At 51.0% G+C, this 24,521-nt stretch carries 19 protein-coding genes, 2 tRNA genes and 1 pseudogene; 9 read left to right on the top strand and 13 right to left on the bottom strand.

Translation table 11 applies throughout. The features are described 5' to 3' along the window. The first annotated feature begins 46 nt into the window (after positions 1-46). From HN413_10740 to HN413_10700, 9 genes and pseudogenes are all read left to right on the top strand, one after another. Positions 47-1,105 (top strand): hypothetical protein, encoded by a 1,059-nt coding sequence (locus HN413_10740; protein ID MBT3390876.1) that lies wholly within the window; start codon positions 47-49, stop codon positions 1,103-1,105. 187 nt (positions 1,106-1,292) lie between these two features. Next, positions 1,293-1,925 carry a 4Fe-4S dicluster domain-containing protein gene (locus HN413_10735; GenBank protein MBT3390875.1) on the top strand — a complete coding sequence of 211 codons (633 nt, stop codon included), beginning with the start codon at positions 1,293-1,295 and terminating at the stop codon, positions 1,923-1,925. A 1-nt stretch (position 1,926) separates the two neighbouring features. Next, positions 1,927-3,159 carry a polysulfide reductase NrfD gene (nrfD, locus tag HN413_10730; protein MBT3390874.1) on the top strand — a complete coding sequence of 411 codons (1,233 nt, stop codon included), beginning with the start codon at positions 1,927-1,929 and terminating at the stop codon, positions 3,157-3,159. Positions 3,160-3,398: 239 nt separating this feature from the next. Next, complete coding sequence (locus HN413_10725) at positions 3,399-3,746, top strand: winged helix-turn-helix transcriptional regulator (protein MBT3390873.1); 348 nt, start codon at positions 3,399-3,401, stop codon at positions 3,744-3,746. 54 nt (positions 3,747-3,800) lie between these two features. Further along, positions 3,801-5,249: a tetrathionate reductase family octaheme c-type cytochrome gene (locus tag HN413_10720; protein ID MBT3390872.1), complete on the top strand. Its 1,449-nt coding sequence runs from the start codon at positions 3,801-3,803 to the stop codon at positions 5,247-5,249. A 143-nt stretch (positions 5,250-5,392) separates the two neighbouring features. Continuing rightward, complete coding sequence (locus HN413_10715; GenBank protein ID MBT3390871.1) at positions 5,393-8,161, top strand: hypothetical protein; 2,769 nt, start codon at positions 5,393-5,395, stop codon at positions 8,159-8,161. Between the two features lie 44 nt (positions 8,162-8,205). Further along, complete coding sequence (locus tag HN413_10710; GenBank protein MBT3390870.1) at positions 8,206-8,778, top strand: YeeE/YedE family protein; 573 nt, start codon at positions 8,206-8,208, stop codon at positions 8,776-8,778. A gap of 11 nt (positions 8,779-8,789) precedes the next feature. Further along, positions 8,790-10,028: pseudogene (locus tag HN413_10705) on the top strand (rhodanese-like domain-containing protein). Positions 10,029-10,223: 195 nt separating this feature from the next. Next, a complete protein-coding gene (locus tag HN413_10700) occupies positions 10,224-12,173 on the top strand; it encodes a PAS domain S-box protein (GenBank protein MBT3390869.1) in 1,950 nt (649 codons plus the stop codon). A 50-nt stretch (positions 12,174-12,223) separates the two neighbouring features. On the opposite strand, the gene HN413_10695 is transcribed toward HN413_10700, so the two are convergent. From HN413_10695 to HN413_10635, 13 genes are all read right to left on the bottom strand, one after another. Then, on the bottom strand, positions 12,224-13,207 hold the full coding sequence (locus HN413_10695; GenBank protein MBT3390868.1) for a peptidoglycan bridge formation glycyltransferase FemA/FemB family protein: 984 nt from the start codon (positions 13,205-13,207) through the stop codon (positions 12,224-12,226). A 44-nt stretch (positions 13,208-13,251) separates the two neighbouring features. After that, positions 13,252-15,192: a polysaccharide biosynthesis protein gene (locus tag HN413_10690; protein ID MBT3390867.1), complete on the bottom strand. Its 1,941-nt coding sequence runs from the start codon at positions 15,190-15,192 to the stop codon at positions 13,252-13,254. After that, positions 15,189-16,118: an SDR family NAD(P)-dependent oxidoreductase gene (locus HN413_10685; protein MBT3390866.1), complete on the bottom strand. Its 930-nt coding sequence runs from the start codon at positions 16,116-16,118 to the stop codon at positions 15,189-15,191. Before HN413_10685 ends, HN413_10690 begins: the two co-directional genes overlap by 4 nt. Further along, complete coding sequence (locus tag HN413_10680; protein MBT3390865.1) at positions 16,119-17,537, bottom strand: sugar transferase; 1,419 nt, start codon at positions 17,535-17,537, stop codon at positions 16,119-16,121. Next, positions 17,534-18,556, bottom strand: a complete 1,023-nt coding sequence (locus HN413_10675; GenBank protein MBT3390864.1) for a glycosyltransferase family 2 protein — start codon at positions 18,554-18,556, stop codon at positions 17,534-17,536. Before HN413_10675 ends, HN413_10680 begins: the two co-directional genes overlap by 4 nt. A gap of 81 nt (positions 18,557-18,637) precedes the next feature. Then, positions 18,638-19,024, bottom strand: a complete 387-nt coding sequence (locus HN413_10670) for a RidA family protein (GenBank protein MBT3390863.1) — start codon at positions 19,022-19,024, stop codon at positions 18,638-18,640. Positions 19,025-19,161: 137 nt separating this feature from the next. Further along, entirely contained in the window at positions 19,162-19,845 is a 684-nt protein-coding gene (locus HN413_10665) for a creatininase family protein (GenBank protein MBT3390862.1), read from the bottom strand. Positions 19,846-19,874: 29 nt separating this feature from the next. Continuing rightward, entirely contained in the window at positions 19,875-20,396 is a 522-nt protein-coding gene (locus tag HN413_10660) for a hypothetical protein (GenBank protein ID MBT3390861.1), read from the bottom strand. A gap of 6 nt (positions 20,397-20,402) precedes the next feature. After that, complete coding sequence (locus HN413_10655) at positions 20,403-20,813, bottom strand: carboxypeptidase regulatory-like domain-containing protein (protein ID MBT3390860.1); 411 nt, start codon at positions 20,811-20,813, stop codon at positions 20,403-20,405. A gap of 137 nt (positions 20,814-20,950) precedes the next feature. Continuing rightward, a complete protein-coding gene (locus HN413_10650) occupies positions 20,951-23,416 on the bottom strand; it encodes a leucine--tRNA ligase (GenBank protein ID MBT3390859.1) in 2,466 nt (821 codons plus the stop codon). A 355-nt stretch (positions 23,417-23,771) separates the two neighbouring features. After that, positions 23,772-23,844 (bottom strand) — tRNA-Ala (locus HN413_10645). Positions 23,845-23,896: 52 nt separating this feature from the next. Next, positions 23,897-23,969, bottom strand: a tRNA-Ala gene (locus HN413_10640). A gap of 69 nt (positions 23,970-24,038) precedes the next feature. Beyond that, positions 24,039-24,401, bottom strand: coding sequence for an SH3 domain-containing protein (locus HN413_10635; GenBank protein ID MBT3390858.1), 363 nt, complete (start codon positions 24,399-24,401; stop codon positions 24,039-24,041). Between the last annotated feature and the right edge of the window lie 120 nt (positions 24,402-24,521).

Raw genomic sequence — 24,521 nt, 5'->3', positions numbered from 1 at the left:
GCAAACTAACACCACAAAGCCCGACTTACGATGAGGAAGAAAAACTATGAATATATTGGCTCCAAAAAAATCACTAGTCATCTCAGTTCTCGTTGGGATATTGATCTGCATAATGGTTTTAGCTTTTCCCGGCAAAACCGTTTTTGCTGTCACACCCCCCCAGGATGATGAACCGGCTATGCCAGAGGGTGATGTTCAAGAATGTGCAGAATGCCACCTGGATGTCGCCGAGCAATGGTCGCATAGTCCACATGCTCATGCGTATGATGACCCGCACTTTCAGGATCGATGGTTGGGAATGGGAAATCCAGATGATTGTCTTTCTTGCCATACGACAAATTTCAAGGCATCAACCGGCGAATATCTGGCTGAGGGCGTTTCTTGCGAGGCATGCCACGGAAAAACAACCGAAAATCATCCTCCTGAAGTTGTGCCCGTCAAAGCCGATACCGAGTACTGTGGTTCCTGTCATACAACCACGCTGAATGAATGGCGTAAAACCGGCCATGCGGCTGTAGATGTTGGATGTATGGATTGCCATAATCCGCACAGTCAGAAGAATCTTTTCGAGGATCCTGATGAAATGTGTCTGAACTGCCATCAAGAAGAAGATATGGGGGTTTACCTGGAAGATTTGCATGTACAACAAGATATTGGTTGTGTGGATTGCCATGCGTTAGTGATTCCGCCCAAAATCATTCCGGATGATGGTATTGTTCCCACTGGGCATGCTTTCGAAATTACGCCAGCTACCTGCGTAGCTTGCCATACCGACGCATTGCACGCCGGATTTTCATTACCGGGATACGAAGATGGCGCCAAAGCCGCTAGTGAAACTACAGCCACAGAAGAAACTGCTGGCGCGGAAGGCGAAGTTGCTGAAGTTATTCACGAAGAAGTCGTTGAACTTCCCCCTGAGCAGCGCGTCCAGGCTCTCGAAGCCTCGCTGGCTAGCCGAAATATGACCAATCTCTTCCAGGGTGGCGTTGTTGGCATCGTACTGGGAGGCACCACTGCCTGGATCGTTGCTCGCAATGTGCGCCGCCTACCCGAAAAATCGAAAACTAAAGAGGAGGCTGAGGATGAGAAAGCAACCCAAGGATAAGAAAGCGAAACGAGCAGAGAAAAAGAACAATCTCCTTTCTCGACGCGATATCCTTCAGATTGCGGGCATCACTGGTGGAGCAGCTATCGTAACCCAGATTGTCACCTCAGGGCCGCTGTCGCCAGACGCTATTCAAGGTATTGAGCGAGGACATGACGAGGAGAGTACCTCGGAACACGAATGGCACATGGGCATTGACCTTGCCGCATGTATTGGTTGTCAATACTGTGTATGGGCTTGCCAGGCCACCAATGATGTTCCCAGCGATGAGATGCGTTGGAATGTAGGTTTCCCGGATCGGATGGAGAGCGGCACAGATTTCTTTATGACGCGGCCCTGCCTACACTGCCAGGAAGCTCCCTGCGTGAAGGTTTGCCCGGTCGGCGCTACTTTTTCCCGCGAAGATGGCATCGTTGTGATGGATTATGATCGTTGTATTGGCTGCCGATATTGTGAAGTAGCCTGCCCCTATGACGTCCGCCGCTTTAATTGGAAATTATCTAAAGAGGAAAATGCGTACCAGCCCAACTGGGGTGTTGCCGAAGTAGAACGCAGAACGCGTGGCGTTGTAGAGAAATGCACCTTCTGCAACCATCGCATTGACCGCGGCCTCGAGCAAGGTCTCACCCCCGGGGTGGACCACGCGGCCACCCCGGCGTGTGTTAATGCATGTCCGGTCAACGCACGCGTGTTTGGCAATATCAAAGACCCCGAAAGCCCCATTTCCAAATTCCTGAAGGACAATGAAACTTTCCGTTTGCGAGAGGACTTTGGAACCGAGCCTAGAGTTCACTATGTGCGCCCGGACAAGGAGGCATAAGATGGCATTACTGAACCTTTCAATCCCTAAAGAATCCCGCGAACGAATTTGGTGGGCCTGGATTATTACAACTGCTGGACTATTCCTGATCGGCGTTGTCGCGATGGCGAGGGTGTTAATCCAGGGCTTAAGCGTCACCGGCCTCAACGATCGAGTGCCCTGGGGCTTATGGATTACCCAAGACCTGAGTTCGATTGCCATGGGAGCGGGCGCTTTTTCGCTATCGGCCATCGTGTATCTATTCCGCATTGAACGCTTCAAACCCATCGCACGCGCGGCGGTATTTGTTGGCTTCTTGGGATATACATCTGCGATGATCGCGCTGGCAATGGATATTGGCCGCCCGGATCGCTTTTGGCATGCGCTGGTTTACTGGAATGTCCATTCGGTGCTTTGGGAAGTTACCTGGTGCGTTGTGCTCTATTCAATTGTACTGGTACTTGAATTCTTGCCCATCTTATTTGCTAACCCCTTCTTTGAGCGTTGGCCCTGGCTTGGCAAGTTTGGTCACATATTGCATAAAGCATCTCCTGTCTTCGCCGCGATTGGTTTAACTCTTTCGCTACTCCACCAATCATCGCTGGGCGCAACGTATGGCGTACTCTCTGGGCGAGCGATCTGGTTCAAGCCCTCGTTGCCGGTGATGTTCATTCTTTCAGCCATTGCAGGCGGCATCTCGATGACTTTGCTACTATCCATTATCGTTGGAAAACTACGCAATGCACGCGTTTTCAGCCGCGATCTGCAATTTGAAGTTTCTCGCCTGGCAGGATACACTTTACTGGCTTATCTTTATCTAAAAATATGGGACTGGGCTGCGACTTCATACTATAGTCATGCCCCTGGGACCACAGAGGCGCTCACACGATTAAATGCCACCACACCTTACACACAAACCTTCTGGTGGCTTGAAATTGTCTTGGGCGGTATCATCCCGGCTGTAATCCTATTGTACCGCCCCTTGCGCCGCAATGACCGCTATGTAATGATTGCTTTAGCCTTAGTTGTTATGGGCGTAACCGTCAACCGCTGGAATGTGACACTCTCCGGGTTGGTAGCCCCACCCCATTGGTCGCCCGGCGTGATCGGCAACTTGATCGTAGTATCCTATATGCCTACCTGGACAGAGATCGGTGTTTTTGTAGGGATTATTGGGTACGCCCTATTGGGATTTAGTCTGGGTGCGCGGTATTTACCGATCTTCAACCAAGCCGACGCGCACGACGATCACTAGTATCATCATTCTAAAATCTATATAGCGCTCTGGAATATTCCAGGGCGCTTTTTGATTCTATCCAGAAATAGTATTATCAACAGACACATTATTTTTACACTCGCGCACCAAACATGACAAACCCGCTCCTCATTATGACAAATCACATCAGGCGATGTGACAAGTTTCACTAATCCAGCACTTAACTACCTGTTATTATCTTCACAATCAAAAATATGTAGATATGCGAATAAGGTGATATGAATTCATCCTCTGATTTAGCACAAGAAATTAACCAGCTCCATGCAGAAATCTGCTCCGCCCTGGCTGACCCCAGGCGGATTTTAATGCTCTACAAACTTGCTGACCGCCCCTGGAATGTCGGCGATCTGGCTATATCGATTGGAATCAGCCAATCAGCAACATCAAGACATCTCAAAATTTTACGTCAACGCAGCCTGGTGAGTGCCACCCGCAAAGGTGCCAGTGTGGAATATCAACTCATCGATTCGCGTCTCATCGAGGCGTTGGATTTACTGCGCGCAGTATTATATGGCCGACTCACTCATCGAGCAAATTTGATTGAAGAAGCTACGAATGCAGCATGAATATTCAGGTTTCCCCGTTTTATCCAACTCATCTAACCCTAGGATGCGTCATCTATGAAAAACTTTAGACTTATCTGGTTGTTCGGCTTGGCGATTACACTGGCGCTTATTATCGTGCCAATTGTCATTTTCACAGTAGATCGTGAAAAACAAGCCGACGACGACCCCTGGGCCAATGTTCCCCTCCGAATACCCCATACCGACCATATCGACATTATTGAAGGCCCCTTTGAGAGTGGGTCCGATGTAACCCGCGCCTGCCTGGAATGTCATGATAACGCCGGACACGAAGTGATGCAAACTGCACACTGGACCTGGGAGAGCGAACCCTACCAACTCGAAGGGCGCGATGGCCCCATTACTGTGGGTAAGAAAAATTCCATCAACAATTTCTGCATCGGCATCCAGGGGAACTGGGCTGGTTGTACTTCATGCCACGCCGGTTATGGTTGGGATGATGCCAACTTTGATTTCTCAAACCAAGAGAATATTGACTGTCTGGTCTGCCACGATAATTCCGGTATTTATGCAAAAAGCGCGGCTGGATACCCCGCCGAAGGCGTTGATTTACTGATTGCAGCCCAAAGCGTCGCCATGCCCACCCGCGAAAATTGCGGCGGCTGCCATTTTGATGGCGGCGGCGGCAATGCCGTCAAACACGGCGACCTCGATGAAACACTTTATTTCCCCCCGGAAAGCGTTGACGTCCATATGGGCAAACACGATTTCCTGTGTACCGACTGTCACCAGACCCAAGATCACGTCATTAGCGGGCGTTCAATCTCTGTCAGTCTGGACAATAAAAATCAAATCTACTGCACCAATTGCCATAATGAAAACTTGCACACGGACGACCGCATCAACGCCCACGTAGCCAGTGTAGCCTGCCAAACCTGCCACATCCCCGTAGCTGCCACACGTGATGCTACAAAAATGTTTTGGGATTGGTCTACCGCCGGGAGCGATGAGATTGAAGAAAACGTCCACACTTATCTCAAGATCAAAGGCAGCTTTGTTTACACCTCTAACTTTGAACCTGAATTTGCCTGGTACAACGGAACCGCCAGCCGTTATATTCTCGGTGATGTGATGGACCCCACCGTTTCAACCCCCATCAATATGCCTAATGGCGACATCACCGACCCCACAGCAAAAGTGTGGCCGTTCAAAGTACACCGTGCCAAACAACCTTACGACTCCGTCTTCAATATCCTCTTGCAGCCTGTTACCTATGGCGAAGGCGGTTTCTGGCACGAGTTCGACTGGGGTCAGGCGCTGGAATTAGGCTCTGAAATTGTCGGTCTCGACTACAGCGGCGAATACGATTTTGCTGAAACCGAAATGTACTGGCCCACTACCCACATGGTCAGCCCTGCTGCAGATGCGCTTACCTGCGATAATTGCCACGGCGAAAATGGGCGTATTAATTGGGAAGCCCTTGGCTACTACGGCGACCCGATTGACTGGGGTGGACGCTTCCGTTCAAATAGCTACAACGAGTGATCTCACAAATCAAGCTCAATCTGCCAAGCTCTGCTCTGGGCCTGGTCGATTTTTTCTCGAAGTAAGCATAATTAAAATACTGCTCGACACTACACCCAAACATAACCTGAGCAGTGACCAATTCGACAAGGATATTTCGCACAATGCCAGCAAAACTCAATCTTCGTCCCCACATATCACGGCGAATCTTCTTCATTGGCATGGCGCTGGTTCTGTTGTTGGCAGCTTTCACAGCCACCCAACAGATTGCACAAGCCAAGCGAACAGCCAGCATCACCCCTAAGCTTTCACCAATTCACCCTACCTTCCCCATGCTCGACGAAAATGGGGTCAACGTACTCGAATCAGGCGGAGCTATCTCAACCATGCAAACCTGCGGGGCTTGTCACGATGCCGATTTCATCGAACAGCACAGTTTTCACGCCAGCGTAGGCCTAAACAATCTTGCCGACCCTGGAGCAACATCCAGCGAACGAGCCTGGGATATCAGCCCCGGTTTTTTTGGCAAGTGGAATTCCATCGGATATCGCTATCTTTCCCCCGCGGGTGATGAGCGGGTTGACCTGACGACCCCGATGTGGATACAGGCCTATGGCATTCGCCACGTTGGTGGTGGCCCTGCTGTATACGCACAAAGCGGCGAACGGCTAACCAACCTCGAAGTTGATCTTGCCAACCTGGAAACAACCTTCATCGACCCCGACACCGGCGAACTCAGCGGGTGGGACTGGAACGAATCGGGCGTGATTGAGATGAACTGTTTCCTGTGCCACACACCCGCCCCCAACAGCGAAGCTCGCGCCAAAGAAATCCACGCGGGCAATTTCCGCTGGGCGAATACAGCGACTTTGCTAGGCAGCGGCATTGTTGAGCAAACTGGTGAAAGTTACACCTGGAACGCCAGCGCCTTCAACACCGACGGCGAACTTTCAGCGGATTTTTCCATCATCCAAGACCCCACTAATGATAACTGCGGCCTGTGCCATGGCCTGGTTCACGATAATGTTGAAGACCCTCTTATCATGTTGGGCTGTTCCCCCGAACGCTGGAGCACCATCACGACCGGCCAAATCATTTCACCGCAAAAAATGGCCGACTCGGGTATGAACTTGGACGATAAAGAAACCCTCAATCGTCCCTGGGACGTTCACGCAGAACGCCTGCTGAACTGCACCGACTGCCACTATTCGTTGAACAACCCGCTCTACTTCAGAGAGTCCGACAGCACCCTGCCCGAACACCTGCTCTTTGATCCCCGACGACTTGAAATTGGCGATTATCTGGAGAAACCGCTGCATCAGTTTGCCCGCGGCGACAGCGCCCAGGGCAGTGTAGCCCCAGAACTCAAAGACACGATGCGGCGGTGCGATTCTTGCCACAGCATTGAAAATACCCACGAGTGGTTGCCCTACAAAGATCGCCACATCGCTGCGGTAAGCTGTGAAAGCTGCCATATTCCACAAATTTTTTCATCCTCAAATATGCAGCACGACTGGACTGTCATCACCCTGGACGGCAATGCAACCACAGAATGCCGCGGCATTGAAGGCGACACAGACACGATGCGTTCCCTGATGGTGGGCTACGAACCCGTACTACTCTCCAGCAGCGATGTAGATGGCAATACCAGCCTGGCGCCTCATAATCTGATTACAACCTGGTTCTGGGTCTATGGCGATCCGCCCCGCCCTGTGCGCATGGACGACCTCGAAGCTGCTTACTACGAAAATGGCGATTTTCATCCCGGTGTGATGTTGCGCTTTGATACCAACGAAGACGGTACCCTCGATAATAGCGAATTGGTCATCGATACCCCGGAAAAAGAACAGTTCATCAAAGATCGCCTCACCCGCCTGGGTCTGGGTAATCCTCACATTGTCGGCGAAGTGCAACCCTACAGCATCAATCACGATGTGGCAGGGGGCGAGTGGGCGCTCAAAGAGTGTACAGCTTGCCACGGCGAACAGTCGCGCATTACTCAGTCCATTCAATTATCATCCTATCAGCCTGGCGGCGTAATGCCCGAATTTATCAAAGGTTCAAACGCCACCCTCGATGGCGAAATCTACGCCGACGAAAACGGCGCGCTATTCTATCAACCAATATCCGCTGATAGCGATCTTTATATTTTGGGACACGATAGTGTTGGCTGGGTTGATCTGGCTGGTTCGCTGATGTTTGTCGGCGTACTGCTGGGTATTCTCGTTCACGGCGGGCTGCGTGTTTATACATCCATGCGCCGCCCGGCTCATGAGGTAGATATCGAAAATGTGTATATGTATTCAATCTACGAACGGCTGTGGCACTGGCTGCAAACTTTCGCCATTGTGCTGCTACTCTTCACCGGTCTGATCATCCATAAACCCGATATCTTTGGCTTATTCAGTTTCCGCGGAGTAGTGCTGGTGCATAATGTACTGGCGGCTATCCTGGCTATCAATGCTTTCCTCTCACTGTTCTACCATCTGGTCAGCGGTGAAATTCAGCAGTATATCCCCCGGCCGCGTGGCTTCTTCGACCAAACCTTTTCACAGGCCAAGTTCTATCTGCGGGGTATATTCAAGGGCGCGGAACACCCCTTCGAGAAAACGCCGGGCAAGAAGCTCAACCCATTGCAGCAGATCACCTATTTCAGCATTCTCAACGTTCTGCTTCCACTACAAGGGATCACCGGCATCCTAATTTGGGGTGCGCAACGCTGGCCTGTTTTGGCAGACAAACTAGGTGGACTATCTTTCCTTGGGCCATTTCACACTCTGATCGCCTGGATGTTCGCAGCCTTCATTGTGATGCACGTTTATCTAACCACTACCGGTCACACGCCGCTCGCCGGAATCAAATCCATGATTGTCGGCTGGGACGAAGTCGAAGTTCATCATCATAACGAGCAGGAATCAGGCGATTTAGGGTGATGCAAATACATCGCCATTTCCTAATCCCCAAGAGGTAAAAAAATATGACAACAACTGTACAATCTCCCAAGAAAGACCCCGCTTTGAAGCAGTTTTTCTTTCATAGAGAAAAAAAAGAGCACGTAAACGCTTACCTGGGTGGTGCGCTGCTCGGCGTAGTGTTGTTTCTATCGTTCTTTATCACCGGCAATGGCCTGGGAGCATCAGGCGGGCTGAACCGTTTTTTGGTATTCTTTGAAGACCTGGTTGCCCCCCAGCATGTGAACTTAACCCCCTATTTGCTGGCAATGGCCGGAGGCAGCAAAAATCCGCTGGATTCATGGATTGTCTTCGTTACCGTGGGCGTCGTAATTGGCGGTTTTTTCTCCGGCTGGCTACATGGACGCATCAGGCCTGAAACCGGCAAAGGCCCCAACATCTCCAATCGTAAACGCTGGCTGATGGCTTTCATCGGAGGCGGCTTTATGGGCTATGGCGCTCGTCTGGCACGCGGTTGCACCTCGGGGCAGGCGCTTTCGGGCGGAGCGGTATTATCTGTAGGCAGTTGGGCGTTTATGTTCGCTGTATTTGGCGGCGCATATGCTCTGGCTTATTTCGTTCGCAAGTTGTGGAACTAAAGGAATCAAATATGTCTCCATTTCCTCTTCATCTAGCTGAAATTTTCTTACCAATTGGCATCAATCTGGTTTTCTTGATGGTTGGATTTGCCTTTGGATATGTACTCGAAATCTCCGGGTTTGCCAATTCTCCATTACTGGCTGCCCAGTTCTACTTCAAAAATCTGACCGTACTCAAGGTGATGTTCACTGGCATCATTGTGGCGATGGTCTTGATTTTCGCCGCATCCGCCGTTGGGTTGCTCGACTACAACCTGATCTACGTGAATCCCACTTACCTTTGGCCGGGAATTATCGGCGGCTTTATCATGGGGATCGGCTTTATCGTCGGTGGTTACTGACCAGGCACATCGTTGGTCGGTGCGGCCACATTAAAGATTGACGGTATTTTCTTCACTTTAGGCACACTCTTTGGCATTTTCGTCTTCGGTGAAACAATTGATCTCTACGATATTTTCTTCAACTCATCCTTTATGGGACGTTTTACATTGCCTGAATTCTTAGGCCTGTCTACCGGATGGGTAGTGCTGCTAGTAGTGCTAATGGCACTATTTATGTTCTGGGGTGGCGAAAAACTCGAGAAAATCTACGGCGGACTTGATCCTAAAAAAGCGCCTAGGGTGCGCTATTATGGCGCTGGCGCGCTGGTGCTGGTCGCCATTGGCCTGCTCTTCATCGGTCAGCCCACGACAGAAGACCGATGGGAACGCTTGACGCCAACCAAAGGCGCCGCGCTCGACGCGCGTGAAGTTCAAATTCATCCTGGCGAGCTCTTGGAAAGCTGGCACGATCATAAACTCAATATTATGATGATCGATGTGCGTAGCGAGGCTGATTTCAATATTTTTCACCTGCTGGATGCAGAAAATATCACGCCCGACCAAATTTCGGAGCAGATCGATGAATTCATTGCCCAACCCGCGAATACTGTTTTCGTAGTGATGAGCAATGATGAAACCGCAGCCACCGAAGTCTGGAAACATATGGTCGCAGAATCCGTACCCAATGTTTATATTCTCGAAGGCGGCATCAATAATTGGCTCGACACCTTTGGAACAGCATTTGAAGAAGATTTCTGTGGTGGCATCAAAGCAGGTGCCGACGACGAGTTGCACTACGAGTTCACCGCTGCACTCGGCTCTGGTTGCCCGGCTGCCTACCCTGATGTAGAGCTTACACACGAAATGGAATTCGAGAAAAAGATTAAACTCGAGCTAAAACGCGCCCCCACCAGCGGCGGCTGCGGATAATTTTCTGGCCCCACATTTCTTTCAACTTCCAGAACTGCTACAAAAAAGATAAGCCACCTGAAAGCGAGGCGGTGGCTTATCTTTTTTGTTATAACAAGTATGGGATCGATTCCGTTATAAACCATGTTATTATGGTGGTTTGATCGTTCTCAACTAAATTACACCATGACGAAACGAAACGGCATTGAAGTCATAATGAATAAACTGCAAAATACCCAACTCCATCTCCAGCTAGCCTCCAAACTGGCGCATTTAGGATACTGGGATTGGTATATCGATACAAACGAATATTATTTATCACCGGATGTTTACAAAATCCTTGGACAAGACCCAGCCCATTTTGAGGTATCCAGCGAGAGCGTGGCGAAAATTATCCACCCCGAAGAATTATCCTTATTCTTAACAGAACGAGAACTTTCGTTACGCGAAAAACAAGAGGTGCAAGCTTTTCACCGTATCACCTGGCCCGACGGAAGCATCCGTTATGTGCACATTGTCGCTGAAATTTCCCGCGACGAGCAGGGTACTGCTACTCACATTGCAGGCATCATCCAGGACATCACCGAACAGAAACAAGCCGAAGAAACACTACAACAATCGCTTGACCAAATTTCGCGCAACCAGAGGATTATGCTGGCGCTTAGTCAGGCTGGCCGAGCTATTCAACGCGCCCGTACAACCGAAGAAGTGTATCAGGCTATTCAGGAGCAAAGTTCTCAACTGGGATATACCACAAGCGGCCTCACAATAACCGATTCTGGCGATTTGCAAATTACCTTTGTTGGCTATCAAGCGGAGCTAATCCACAAAGCCGAACATCTCACCGGGCTAAAGAAAAGTGATTACACATTTCCCGCCAGCGAAAACAATATTTTCCAGCAAGTGCTTGTCACAGGGGAAACTATCAATGTTGCTGATGTCGTAAACGCAGCCACAGATGCATTACCCAAGAAATTACGCACTTTAGCAGGCCCGATTGTAAAAATGATTGGGCTGGAGCCATCCACATTTTCACCCATGATCGCGGAAAATCAAATTTACGGTATTCTGATCATTGCTGGCAGGGATATCACCGAAGCCGATAACCCGGCAATTACGGCTTTCTCTCACCAGGCAGCCATTGCGCTGCAAAATGCCCGGTTATACGAAGCTACCCAAAATGAAATTGCTGAACGCAAACTGGCTGAAGAGGCACTGAAACACAGCGAGTCCCAACTGCGTGAAGTGATCAACAGCATGGAGAAAGCCATTGCAATCTACGAAGCTGTTGATAATGGCAATGATTTTGTTTTCGTGGATATGAATATTCATGGCGAAAAAATCACGCACCTCAAAATTGAAGCAGTTTTGGGTAGGCGCATCAGCGAATTATTTCCCGGCGAACCCTCTATCGGGTTGATCGAAAAACTCAAGGAAACCTGGCTAACCGGACATTCCACGCAAATCCCCCTCAAACAATACGTTGACGAGAGAATCACACAATGGGTCGAAAATTATATTTTCAAGCTCCCGTCCGGGCGCGTCGTTGCCATGTTTGAAGATACTCTTGAAAAAAGAGCCGCCGAATTGGCGCTTCTTGAAAGTGAAGAGCGTTATTCAAATCTCTTCAATCAAATGATGGATGGCTATGCTGTCCATGAAATGATTTTTGATAAAAACAATCATCCCGTCGATTATCGCTTTGTATCCATAAACCCCACGTTTGAAACAATGGTTGGGCTGGATTCATCTATCATCGGTAGAACTGTGCTTGAGGTACTCCCAGCAACAGAGCCTTATTGGATCGAGGCTTACGGGAAAGTCGTTCAAACCGGAGAACCTGTAGAGTTTGAAAATTATTCTAAAGAAATTGGCAAATGGTTTGCAGTTGTTGCCTATCGCTCAGATGTAAATAGTTTTGTAACCATCTTTAGCGATATTACCGATCGCAAAGCAGCCGAGGCAGCCCTGCAACTTGCGAATAGCGAACTTGAAGATCGTGTCAGCGAACGCACGCGCGAACTTCAAATTCTGGTAAACTCGATGGCTGGGCGCGAAGTGCGCATGGCAGATCTCAAAAAAGCCATCAAGAAATTACGTCGACAAATCCAGGAAGCTGGCATGGAACCTGTGGCCGATGATCCCCTAAACGAAGGGCTGTTATAGTCCAGGATTCCCCCATTTTTCCGGCCTGTGCTCGATGAATCAGGCCAACCCTAGCGCATCATCCATACGCGATACAAAGCATAAAACCACGGGCGATATACACGATCCCAGGGGCCAGCACTGCGCTGCAGTTCGCCCCCAAAGCCGCGCTTAAACCGATACACCCCCCACAAGCCATCACTACGCTGCATGAAATTGGCTTCCAATTCATCCGCATCTGCATCCGGCACACCCCATAGATCATACTCAGCGCAACCGCGTCCTTTTGCCCAACGCATGGCCTCCCATTGCAATAAATACGTGGGCATCAGATTACGGTGCCGATTCGACGAAGCGCCGTATAAATACCAGGCGCGCTGGCCGCGCGTAAAAACCATCAGGGCTGCCAACGGCTCGCCCTGATATTCGGCCTGCAAAATTTCGCATAAACCCTGGGGATGGAATAATTCATACGCACGGCGATAATATTCGAGTGAATGTACCCCAAATTCAGCGCGTTCCCCGGTAAGACCCATCAGATGGAAGAAAGCATCCACATCGTCGTTGGGATGCACAACAACGCCTTTTTTGATTCCCAGGCGGATGTTGTAGCGCGTCTTCTGTTTCATGCGAGCCAGGATTTCTTCCTCGGAGGGGAGCAAATCTACGAGCAGGGTGCGCGGGGGCTGGACATCGTGCGGGCTGAGGCGAAACCCCGGGGGCGGATTCTCAACCCCGAGGGCGTCCGCTTCGCCTGTCCATAGATCGGGTTCCACTTTTAGAAATATGGCTTTCCGTTTTCGGCAAAGTTGATCCACCTGAGGCCAAAGCTTTTCCCAACCCGCGCCGATTGGTCCCTTGGGAATATACGCCAGCGTAAAGCCCAGCGGCAAACGCCGGAAGAGAATTTGGGCGCCAACATCATCCGCGCGCAGGCGTACTGCATCCCAACCAAAATCAGATTTCAGTTCTCCCCAGGCGGCGGTTTGCAAAGCATGGGCTTCGGGGTATTGACGTAAAAAATCATTCCATTCGTGGGCATTAAGTTCAGTCATAGTTCACAAGGGTGGGCGCGCTTTGCAAAGTGCACCCACCTCATTTATATCAATGAGGTCAAATCGGGCGGCGGGGTATCGCGCACCGAAGCTCCAGGGATGAGCACATCCAGCCGCTTGAGAATGGCTGAGGATTCACCTTCACGCGCCAGATGAATCAACTCATCGACATCATTGTGCAGGGCATCGCCACCAAGAATATCTTCATCTGAAAGTTGAACGATTTCAGAGTGCTCAGTGGGTAAAAAAATGGCCCATTGATCCCAAAGCTCTTCACTCAGTTTCTCGCCGGGACGCACACCGCTGTAGGTAATTTCAATATCCTCGCCCGGTTCAAGCCCAGAGAGGCGAATCAGGTCTTCAGCCAAGTCGAGAATTTTGATCTGCTTGCCCATGCGCAACACAAAAACTTCGCCTCCGTTGCCCATTGCCCCAGCCTGCAACACCAGATGCACGGCTTCGGGGATGGTCATAAAATAGCGTTCCATTTCGGGGTGCGTCACCGTAACAGGGCCGCCCGCTGCGATTTGGCGCTGAAAACGTGGCACAACACTACCACGGCTGCCCAATACATTGCCAAAGCGCACCGCGGCATACGCCAGCCCTGAAGTATGCGCCGCATCCAGCACAATCAATTCGGCCAGACGCTTGGTTGCCCCCATCACGCTGGTCGGGCGAATGGCTTTGTCCGAAGAGATCATCACCAGATGCTCCACACCCGTATTGACCGACACTTCGACAATATTGCGCGTACCGAGCACATTATTCGTGATGGCTTCTTCCACGTTCACTTCCATGAGGGGCACATGCTTGTGGGCAGCAGCATGGAAGACAACCTGAGGGCGCAGATTGTCAAAAATTGTATTCAGGCGATCGCGGTCGCGAATATCGGCGATGACCGGGTACTTTGGTTGGTCAGGGTGGCTGTCGTAGAGATCAAGAAAAATGCGAAAAATACTATTTTCCCCATGTCCCAGCAGAATCAACGATGAAGGCCCCCAGCGAGAAATCTGGCGGCAAAGTTCGGTGCCAATGGAGCCACCCGCCCCCGTAACAAGAACACGCTTCCCAGCGATCAAGCTCCCGATACGGCGGTCATCGCTCATCGCCGAGGCGCGGCGCAACAGATCGTCGATATTGACCTGTCGTAAACGGTTTACGCTAACGCGTCCGCCGATGAGTTCATAAATCCCGGGCATAGTGCGGAAAGTCACTTTCTCCTGGCGGCAGGCTTCGGCCACGCGGCGCACTACATCCCCGGGAGCGGTAGGGATGGCAATAATTACTTCTTGAATAGCGCGCATTTTGATGATGCGCGGCAGGTCTTCCAGAGTTCCAACCACCGGAACGCCGTGAATCTGGCTTTTTTGCTTGACTACATCATCGTCCAAAAAACACACCGGTTCAAGATTGAGTTGCTGGTTTTTCTGGATTTCACGCACAACTAACGCCCCGGCATCCCCCGCGCCCACCACCAATACGCGGCGAATACCAACACGATCCGGGGAGCCATTCGTCCCCAAACGACTATCCGCAATCAGGCGAGAAGAAAGCCGCATACCGCCTACCAGCAACAGCGATAACAACCAGTCAATCGCCAATGTCGCTCGTGGAAAACCAATATACCCCGGTTGACGTGCCTGAATTGATGTCATCACTAGTACAGCTGCCAAGAGCAGCGTAGACGCCGACGACACCGAATAGAAGATCAGCAATAATTCACGCGTGCTGGCATAGGCCCATAAGCGGCGATACAGGCCAAACAGATAATAGACCGCCGGTTTTAGCAACACCGCTAACAAAGCCATGCGCCAGGCCTGTGGCAAGTAATAACGGAATAAGTTGCCCAATTCAAAACGCAGGGCAAAACTTCCCATAACCGCGATAATAATTAATAAAAAATCCCCAACCAGAAAAATACGGTTGCGAAGCGGCGCGTTTCCAACGATACCCCTGATCTTGGTCAGAATCTTTTCTTTGATCACGCGCCCATCCACGCCACTGTCTGTTCCAGCCCGGCCATCAAATCTGTTTGGGGAATAAAATTCATTATCGTTTGCGCCGAGGTGTTATCACCCACCGAGCGATACACATCGCCGGGGCGCGGTGCATCGAAAACAGGTTCCAGCGCATCTGGGATCAACTTGCCCAGAGTGGTCACCAAATCCAACACAGAAATCTCCTGGCCGGTGCAAATATTCAACACCTTCCCGGCGGCTGCGGGGCTAGCCGCTGCTGTCAGGTTGGCGCGCACAACATCCCCCACAAAAACGAAATCGCGGCTCTGCAAACCATCACCATAAATCACCGGCTGCTTACCATCCAGCATTAAACGAATAAAAATCGGGATCGCGGCAGCATAGTGCGAATCGGGCGACTGGCGCGGTCCATAAACATTGAAATACCGCAACGCGGTCACGCCCATATCCGTGGTACGAGTATACAGATCGGCATATATTTCGTTGACGCGTTTCGAAGCGGCATAGGGGGAATATGACATCGTCTCGCCGGATTCATTAAGCGGATAGGCCTGCGATTCGCCATAGACGGCAGCCGATGAAGCCAGAACCAGGCGACTCACTCCAGCGTGGCGCGCGCGCTCGAGGAGATTCACTGTCCCTTGCACATTCACGTCGAAACATTCCTGTGGGTTTTCCACCGATAACGGTACGGACACCATGGCAGCATGATGGAAAATATACTCAACATCGCGCGTGGCTTGCTCAACAACCGCAAGATTCCGAATATCCCCCTGGATGAGTTCAATATCCGCCTCCATACCAGCAAGATTCTGCCGTTTGCCAGTGGAGAAATTATCCAAAATTCGCACGCGATCACCGCGCGCGAGCAATTCCCGCGCAATATGCGAACCGATAAATCCAGCTCCGCCCGTCACCAGAGAAATGGCCATTTACTGTCCTTTCATGCCCAGCACGGTGGCTGGCGTTCGTAATAAAATCAACAAATCCAAAAGCAGATTGCGACGCTTGATGTAATAAAGATCGTATTCCAATTTGACCTGAGTTTCTTCAAGCGAGGCAGCATAACCATAATTAACTTGCGCCCACCCCGTGATCCCCGGCTTGACCAACAGCCGCGCCCGATAAAACGGGATGCGGCGCTGGAAATGCTCCACCAATTGCGGTCGCTCTGCCCGCGGTCCGACCAGGCTCATATCGCCACGCAGTACATTGAGAAATTGGGGGATTTCATCTAAATGAGTACGGCGCAGCATCCGCCCAACAGCCGTAGCACGATCATCATCTTCTTTCGCTAACACCGGTTTGCCATCGGCCTCAGCGTCCAGGCGCATCGTGCGGAATTTGATAATCTTGTATTCCCGTCCGCCCTTACCCAGACGCTCTTGCAGGTAAAATATCGGCCTGCCAGTATCGATCATTGTGGCGATGCCAACAAAGGGTAAGAAAAACAGAAGCATCAGCATACCTACCAACCCACCCAGGATATCGACAACACGTTTGGCAAACTCGTAAAATCCGCTGATGCGGAACTCATCGACAAAAGAACGCAATAGCCAATCGGTTTCGAGCAAGCTAATCGGCACGCGCCCAGCGAGTTCTTCATAAACTACCGGCATCCGCGTAATTTCCACACCGCGCTCCTGGGCATCAAGAATAATCTGGAAAGTGCTGCCCATCATCGTGCCTGAGATGGCAACGATTAGATCGGTGATGCGTTCTTTTTCGATGAGCGGAAGAAGCTGGTCGCTATTGGCAATCACTGCATGACTGTCAATATCCGTACCCACAAGATCAGGATTATCGTCAATTATGCCAACCAATTCAAAAGGCTTCGGCTCCAATTGATCGATAACGCGCAAGATTGTACAACCTGCCCGGCCAGCGCCAACCAATAATACACGCCGCACAAATTCGGGCGCAGTGAAAATGCGGATATAGATCAAACGCCACAACAACGTCAGAATTGAGGATGTTGCCAGAAATACGGCCACCCCCAAACGCGGCAGGGGACTGTCCGAAGCAAAATAGACCCCTAAATACAAAATCAGCCCAACGATCGTGGCCGCAGCCACGCCGCGTAATACCTGACGTTGGCTTGCCGCCCGGTGGACATCGTACATTTCAAGCATTAATAACAGCCACACCAGAGGCAGCACATAAAACCATAAAGCCACCCGTTCACGTAAGAATTCTAGCGAAAGACCCAACCACTCTTCACTTCGGCCCCATACCACCAGGGCAACAATTACCGCAACTGCACCAATTAAAAAATCTACGATCAGCAACAGTGTGCGCCGTTCGCGAAAGCCTAAACGCCATAAATGAGAAGTTGGTTGATGTTGATTCATATTCTTTTTCTGCGCAATATATATACACCCAGCAGATATTCCAGCAGGCTCCATAAAAAGGCGCCACCCCAGGAGAAGTGCATCACAGCAATTGCCAGGGGAACACGCAGCGCCAGCGCCAAATCGCGACGTCGATAAGCACTCTGAATCCCTGCGAAAAGCAGCGCAGACCCATACACCACAGCTTCGGCCAGCAGTAGCCAGCGCGCAAGTAAGAACCAGATCGAGAGCAAACCCAGTATCAACCAGGTCAGCACAAACGCGCCCGAAAGCTGGCGCCAACGGAAGGTATCTGGATAACGCAGCAACATACGCAGTTTCCAATAGCCATAACGCCAATACTGACGCGCCAACCCTGCTAATGTAGAACGCGCAAAATATACTGAGCGAATATTTGGATCAAGCCAGACGGTATGTCCGGCCTGACGAATCCGCACATTGAATTCGTAATCTTCATTCGTTAACAATGTTTCGTCAAAACTACCCACTTCTTCCAATAGTGCTTTTCGAAATGAGCCAAACGGAACCGTATCGACAGCTTGCGGTTCGCCACCCACACGGTAACGCGCATCGCCAACGCCCAATGGGTGCGCAGCCGCAACCGCAATGGCGCGTGCCATCTTGCGCTTACCACCAGGGCGTATCTCCCAAACACCACCGACGTTATGGCCCAAATTTGATTCCAGCGCATCCACGCAACGCGGTACGTAATCGGGCTGCGGCATCGAGTGCGCGTCCAGCCGTACAATAATTTCGCCGCGCGCGGCTTCAATGGCACAATTCAAAGCCGCCGGGATGGTGCGCTTCAGGTTATTGATAATCGAAATCACCAACTCAGGATGCGCCTGCTGAAATTCAGCAATTTTCTGCCGCGTCTGATCGGTAGACATTCCATCGGCGATTACGACTTCGATTTTTTCGCGCGGATAAACTTGCTCCCACAAAGCATTGAGCAGCAAATAAATAGTATTCTGCTCGTTATAGCAGGGCACAATTACCGAAACAGTGGGTTCAGACATGGGGCCATCGGGTCGTTAAAGTAGCGTCAGCAGGATGCGCAAGGGGTAGTTTTACCACAAAATTGCTACCCTGTCGTGCCCCTAACTCGCGGACAGTGCCACGGCCTCGATCTCCACCGCGGCATCTTTTGGCAAGCGCGCTACCTGTACTGCCGAACGGGCCGGGAAATTCTCGGTGAAAAACTCAGCATAAACCGCGTTCATGGCGCCGAAATCGTTCATATCGCGCAAAAACACCGTCGTCTTGACCACGCTCTCCAGCGTAGCGCCCCCGGCTTCTAAAACGGCTTTTAAGTTTTTCAGCGCCTGACGAGTTTGCTCCACAACTTCATCCGAGACAAATTCTCCGGTCAATGGGTCGATGCCCAACTGCCCGGCTGTATATACAAAATGCCCGGCGCGCACGCCAGCAGAGTAAGGGCCAATCGCTTTCGGTGCATTTTTGGCGGTAATGACTTCTTTTTTCATGGGATTATGCTTTCCTTTCGAGATGAAACCCGTCGTCTGACAGGGAGATTCAGACCCAACTCGGGGTGGTGTGCCACAAAAAAAGGGCAGCCACCCCCGAGGGAGTCCCGCTGCCCTGTATTTTACCGCAAAGGTTCCTATTCAAACTTGAGCAGATGAAACACATCCCCCAGCGAGGCATCGAAAATTTCGCGCATTATAGCCTCATCCACCTGATACGCGCCCCCAAAGACACCATCCCCATACACCTGGCGAGCTTCATCAGCACCCAACAAACCGGGCACATGCGGCGGGGTTTTCTCACCGGCAGGCAGTTCAGCGACACGGTTAAATTGGAAAGCCTCAACCCAACCGGCGTGATAGGGTTTCAGATTATGTTTCGCAGCCACAACCTCGACACTGTGTGACTGCCACCAGGCATACCAGGCCAAACGCAAATCGGGCAGTTGGCTGGCAAGCTCATAAAGCCGCCCGCGCACCGGATCGTTGCCGCCATGCCCGTTGAGAATGAGCAAACGGCGAAAACCTTGCGCGTAAACCGATTTCACGATGTCTTCAGCAATATCCATCAATATGGCTATGCGCAGAGAAATCGTGCCGGGATACGCCAGAAAATAAGGCGATGCGCCAAAATTGAGCGGCGGCGCAACCAACACGCCGTTTTTTTGGCTGGCAGCATCAGCTAAAGCCTGAGGAATATTGGCATCCGTCAGCAGACTCAAGTAACCATGCTGCTCACACGCCCCCAGGATGATCATCAGGCGGTCATCATTTTCGAGATAGTTTTCAACATCGAACCAATTTAAATCTGAAAAACGCATTGGAACTCCAGAATAACCAATTGCACGATCTAATCTTCTATTACAACCAATGTCGAAAGATCAACTTCATTCCCCGGCGCAACAGTGTGATAATAACATTCGCCGTCATCCGCCCGGCACCAAATACTCCAGCCATCATATAAATGCAGAGTGTTGCCATTAAGGTCATCTACATAAATTTGCAGGTTATCACCAGAGCGGTTTGCTAATCCGACAGCTGGGCCGTGTGGATTCCAGTAAATACCTTCGACTGGATCGCTCCAATCAGCCGGGTCTAGATCAATGTCGGTAAAACGGTAGCTCCCCCAACTGCGCGGCCATTTTCCATTTTTTTCATAGAAATCATTGATGCGTTCAAGGAAATCATCTTTGATAGTAAGGATTGAATTGCCCTCTTCTCCGGTAGATATGAAGGGTAAATTGCGAAAAACATCGGCAAGATTAACACCCAATGCTGAGAGTGCCAGCAATGCTACCACGGCCACCAGAACAACAATGAGAGCAAATTCCACAAGGCCTTGACCGGATTGGTAAATTTTATTTCGAGACATTTTATTTCACCTGGAAATTGTGATTTCACCCAACGCAACTGCCTGCCCGGAAAGTATAGTGATTTTCTGACTCCACTCGCCACCCAAAGATGGCTTGATGGTGATCAGATATTCCCCCGGCGGCACTGCGGCAAAGAAGAAGCACCCATCACTGAATGTTGATTTATTTTGTTTGCCAATCTCAACACTGGAGACCAATGGCACGCCATCCGGCGAGATGACACAGCCATCCAGGCCACCAACCGGCAATTCAGATGGACGTGTTGCAAGGTGGGAAAATACCACACCAAGAAAAATTACAACCAGCAGCCCCATCAAACTATAAAGTAGTATCCGAACCTTTGCAGCGCCTAAGCGCGGCGGTTTCTTGCCAGACGTACTATTTGCATCTAACGATGGACTATTTTCAAAAGTCACAAAACACTCCAACAGGCATTCAACTACGAAAGGTTTTTTGCCCACGCGAATCGCATCAAATTCTCAGGATTTCGGCGTGGTATCGATTATATCGCGACAAAAAAGCCGGAGTTTCAAAATGAACTCCGGCTTGAAAATTAAACCACGATATTGACCAGCCTGCCCGGCACGTAGATCACCTTGCGGGGTTCTTTGCCATCCATAAAGCGTTGTGCGGCTTCGCTGTCGAGCGCAGCCTGTTTGGCATCGGCTTCGTTAATATCTGCGGGAACGGTAATGCGGTCACGCAGCTTGCCGTTGACCTGCACGATCAGGGCAATCTCATCAGCTTTAGCGGCTTCTTCATCTACCTGCGGCCAGGGCTGGTTGTGAATTGAGTAAGAGTTACCCAACACTTCAACCCAGAGTTCTTCGGCCACATGCGGTGTGACTGGAGCCATCATACGCAGGTAAATATCCAGGGCCTCCTCCCAGGCTGGAGTTCCAACTGCGCCTTCATCACGCGCCTGATACATATAGTTGAGCAATCCCATCAGAGAAGAGATTATCGTATTAAACTCGAATTGTTCAAAATCATAGGTCACGCGCTGTAAGGTCTGATGTACTTTGCGGCGCAATTCACGTTCGACACCGGCAGACACCTTTTGGGGTTTCGCTGTTTCTGTAAACAATGTCCAAACACGTTTTAACCAGCGCGCCGGACCGCCCACGCCCTGACTATCCCAGGGGCCGCCCAAATCCCAACGAGAAAAGAACATCAGATAGGCCCGGATCGTATCTGCGCCGTAGGCATCTACCAGCGCATCGGGGGCAATCACATTGCCGCGGCTCTTGGACATTTTTTCGCCATCTTCGCCCAACACCATGCCCTGATTGCGTAACTGAGCCATGGGCTCGGGGCCTTTCATAATGCCCATATCACGCCCGGCCTTATGGAAAAAGCGCGTGTAGATCAGGTGCATGGTGGCGTGTTCAATCCCACCGGTATAAGTATCTACCGGCATCCAATAGTCATATTCTTCCGGATCAAAGGGGCCTTTATCGTAATCGGGGCTGAGATAGCGCAAGTGATACCAGGATGAGCACATGAAGGTATCCATTGTATCGGTTTCACGCTTGGCTGTACCGTCACACTCGGGGCAAGTGGTCTGGCTCCAGGTGGGGTGGAATTTCAGCGGAGACTCGCCCGTAGGCCGCCACTCCACATCGTCGGGGAGCACCACCGGGAGTTGATCGTCAGGGACGGGATTCCAGCCACAGGCATCACACCAAACCATCGGGATGGGCGCGCCCCAATATCGCTGGCGCGAGATCAACCAATCCCTCAGGCGGTAGTTGATCGACTCTTCGCCGATCCCCTTCTCTTCCAGCCAGTCAATCACCTCGCTGATGCCGGGATTTTTGCGGCCCTTCTCATCGGTAACAGCCGTTCCATCAAACTGGGCACTGTTAATCATGACACCGGGGCCAATATAAGCTTCGGGCATGGTGGCACCATCGAAGGCTTCGCCTTCGGGCTGGATCACGGGGATGATCTCCAGATCGAAGTGACGGGCAAAGGCGAAGTCGCGCTCGTCGTGCGCCGGAACCGCCATAATTGCGCCCGTGCCGTAGGTCATCAGCACATAATCGGCAATCCAAATCGGGATGCGGGCATTGTTGACCGGGTTGATGGCATAGCCGCCGGTGAAAACGCCGCTTTTCTCTTTATCAGTGGCTTCACGTTCTATATCAGATTGGCGCGCCGCCTCGGCTTTATACGCCTCAACCTGAGGGCGCTGCGTCTCGGTGGTGATCTTGTCCACCAGGGGATGCTCCGGAGCCAGTACCATGAAGGTGGCGCCCCACAAGGTGTCGGGGCGTGTGGTGAAGATTTCCATAGGATCGCCCTGCTCGGTGTGAAAAACCACCGATGCACCTTCCGAGCGACCAATCCAGTTAGTTTGCAGGGTTTGCACGCGTTCCGGCCAATCGATGTGCGAGAAATCGAGCAGTTCATCAGCATAGTTGGTAGTGCGGAAGAACCACTGATCAAGGTCTTTTTTGACTACCGGGGTATCGCAGCGTTCGCAGTGGCGATCTTCACCCCAAACCTGTTCACGGGCCAGGGTGGTATTGCAATTCGGGCAAAAATCCACCGGCGACATTTTGCGATAGGCCAGACCATGCTTGTAGAGTTGTGAGAAAAAGTACTGCGTCCAGTGGTAATATTTCTCATCGGATGAAATCGCTTCACGCCGCCAATCCCACATAGCACCCATGCTGCGCAATTGGTCGCGCATACGCTCGATATTGGCATAGGTCCATTCTCTGGGATGCGTATTGCGCTTGACAGCCGCATTTTCAGCGGGCAAGCCAAAGGAATCGAAACCGATGGGAAACATGACATTATAGCCCTTCATGCGCATATACCGGGCGCGCGCGTCGCTGGGGGTCATGGCGTACCAATGACCAATATGCAAATCACCGGAGGGGTAGGGCAACATGGTCAGGGCATAAAATTTGGGTTTCGATGGGTCAACATCGGCCTGATACAGGCCATCTTTTTCCCATTGCGATTGCCATTTCGGCTCGATCTCAGCGGGGTAATATTTTTTAGTCATTTTCTTCTCCAGTCTTAAAACAAAAATCCCTTCGCCACTCAGGGACGAAGAGATCTACTTCGCGGTACCACCCTGATTGTTCATTCGTCGCCTAATCAAACGATTGAACCACTCAGACCGCGATAACGGGCGATTCCGTCACTGACTAATTGATTCACCAGTGAATTCTGCAACTTGCACGCAGCAGGCGAGTTTGGTTCTGATCATCTCCCAAGATTGCTCTTGACAGACTGTGTTCTGCAGACACCTTTGCCGTGGCTTGCACCCGGTGACCCCGGCTCGCTGGCAGATAACCTACTACTCCTGTATTGAATATTACAAACCCCGGTACTCAGACCGGGGTTCTTTGTTGTAGTGGACCCAGAGGGATTCGAACCCTCGACCTCTTCAATGCCATTGAAGCGCGCTCCCAGCTGCGCCATGGGCCCCCGTAGTTAACAGTGCGAAATTCTACCATAAAACAGAATTTCGTCAATAAAATGGACCTGGAGGGATTCGAACCCTCGACCTCTTCAGTGCGATTGAAGCGCGCTCCCAACTGCGCTACAGGCCCTCGTAAAACCCCATGATTTTATCTGACAGCAGATGGGATGTCAAGAAGCGAGGCAACCAACTCCTTGAATTATTCTTCGGGTTTTGGGGTTGGGGTAATCGGAGTAGGCGAGGGCAATCCGCTGTCAAAATCGTACAGCACCGGCAGAGAATTCAGATCACCATCAACTTCAACATATTCGGCGAACAACCACCCCAACTCAGACAACAGCCAGGTATTATCAGCGGTGCGTCCGCTGATTTCGACTACTGCATCAAAACGCACGCCCGCAATCATGAGATATTCGGTTCCCGGCCCTGAGCGCACTCGCATACTACTGGCGGTCACGCGTCCTGGCATAGATAGAGATGCTACCGGCGTGAGGGTTTCGGTTGGCTGTGAAACATCATCTGTTAGTGTCTCTGATGCTATTTCTTGACCGGACTCGTTCAAAGAGGTTTCCTCCGCCGCCCCTTGGAGTGCAGCAAGGCCATCTTCCAAAATGCAGCCAGAGAGCAGCAGTGTTGAGAAAACAAGCCATACAACCATCAATTTTTTTACATGCAAAAATCG

This window comes from Chloroflexota bacterium (assembly GCA_018648225.1).
Taxonomy (GTDB): domain Bacteria; phylum Chloroflexota; class Anaerolineae; order Anaerolineales; family UBA11858; genus NIOZ-UU35.
The sequence above is the reverse complement of the archived record's forward strand: the minus strand, read 5'-3'. Positions and strand labels throughout refer to the sequence as shown.